This window comes from Novacetimonas maltaceti (assembly GCF_002906255.1).
Classification (GTDB): Bacteria; Pseudomonadota; Alphaproteobacteria; order Acetobacterales; family Acetobacteraceae; genus Novacetimonas; species Novacetimonas maltaceti.
Genome location: NZ_POTC01000131.1, coordinates 1 through 1,412 on the forward strand (window position 1 = coordinate 1; position 1,412 = coordinate 1,412).

Annotated in this window: 2 protein-coding genes; one reads left to right on the top strand and one right to left on the bottom strand. The window is 59.9% G+C overall.

All coding sequences use genetic code 11. The features are described 5' to 3' along the window. The coding region (locus KMAL_RS16620) for a DUF4158 domain-containing protein (protein ID WP_146044265.1) at positions 1-644 on the bottom strand (644 nt) is incomplete at its 3' end. Positions 645-769: 125 nt separating this feature from the next. On the opposite strand from KMAL_RS16620, the gene KMAL_RS16625 reads away from it, so the two are divergent. Continuing rightward, a complete protein-coding gene (locus tag KMAL_RS16625; RefSeq protein WP_010512305.1) occupies positions 770-1,384 on the top strand; it encodes a recombinase family protein in 615 nt (204 codons plus the stop codon). Positions 1,385-1,412: the final 28 nt, after the last annotated feature.

Sequence of the window (1,412 nt, forward strand, 5' to 3'; positions counted from 1 at the left end):
TCGAACTGTCGCAGCCATACGAAGCGGGTGATGCGACCATCCACCGTATTCTCTAACAGATGAGCCAAATTCTCGCTCAGGGCTGGTGTTATGCGATGGGCGATACGATCTTCGATCCTGCGTTCGGCCTTGACCAGTGCATCGGCACAAAGGCGCTCAATCGTTGAGAAACCGGGAAGGATTGTGCGGGTGCGGCGACACTCTGCAACGAAGCGACGGGCAAGATCCTCATTCGATGTCGCCGCCTCGGCTTCCCGAGCGATCCAATCGCGCAAATCCCGTGCGCCCCGCCCCGAAAAGGAGCGATAGCCGTAGATCCGGCGTAGGTCCGCCAGATGCTCATGCCGGGTCTCCTCGCGCGCGGCATAGAGGAGTAGATCGTCACGGCTCAGCCCGAGCTGGGCCGCGATGAAATCCGATACCTGTGCCGGGATCAGCTCGCCAGGGGTGAGTACCCGGCCCGGGTAGCGCAGGACGCACAGTTGCAGCGCGAAGCCGAAACGGTTGTGGGCGCGCCGGCGCTGGCGGATATGCCCGAGATCCTCATCGCTAAGGGTATAGTGCCGCAGCAGATCACCTTGATCGACCGGTAAGTGAAACAGCGCCTCGCGCTGTCGATCGGTCAGGGTCACGCGACGCGGCATACATGCTCCTTATTCTTTCCAAGGTAAGGTTTGAGATAGTTTGATTGCGATGCTGGTTAAGATACACAATAGTGCAAGCTTATGTGCTCATGTTCGTCACCGCTTCAAACCAACGTTTAAGAAACATGCTGATCGGATATGCCCGCGTCTCCAAAGCCGATGGTTCCCAATCCCTCGACCTCCAGCACGACGCCCTGCGTGCCGCCGGTATCGAGCCAGGTAATATTTATGATGATCGTGCATCCGGTAGCCGCGATGATCGGCCCGGCTTAGCTGCATGCCTCAAATCCTTGCGCGACGGCGATGTGCTGGTGGTCTGGAAACTCGATCGCCTCGGGCGCTCGCTCGCCCACCTGGTCAACACCGTGAAGGATCTGTCAGACCGCAGGATCGGCCTGCGTGTGCTGACCGGAAAAGGCGCTCAGATCGACACCACAACCGCATCCGGCCGCATGGTGTTCGGTATCTTTGCCACTCTGGCCGAGTTCGAGCGGGATCTGATCCGCGAGCGCACCATGGCTGGCCTTGCCGCAGCCAGAGCGCGCGGACGAAAGGGAGGGCGAAAATTCGCCCTGACCAAAGCACAGGTGCGTCTCGCCCAGGCCGCCATGGCGCAGCGCGACACGTCTGTTTCCGATCTGTGCAAGGAACTCGGGATCGAGCGCGTCACTCTATACAGATATGTCGGACCGAAGGGCGAGCTCAGGGATTATGGGAAGCGCGTTCTCAGCTTAGCGTAGGATTTCGCCCCCTCCCGCAAACGACCCC

Excerpts from the sequence above, each read along its gene's own strand:
- KMAL_RS16625 (WP_010512305.1), top strand. The coding sequence starts at position 770 with ATGCTGATCGGATATGCCCGCGTCTCCAAAGCCGATGGTTCCCAATCC.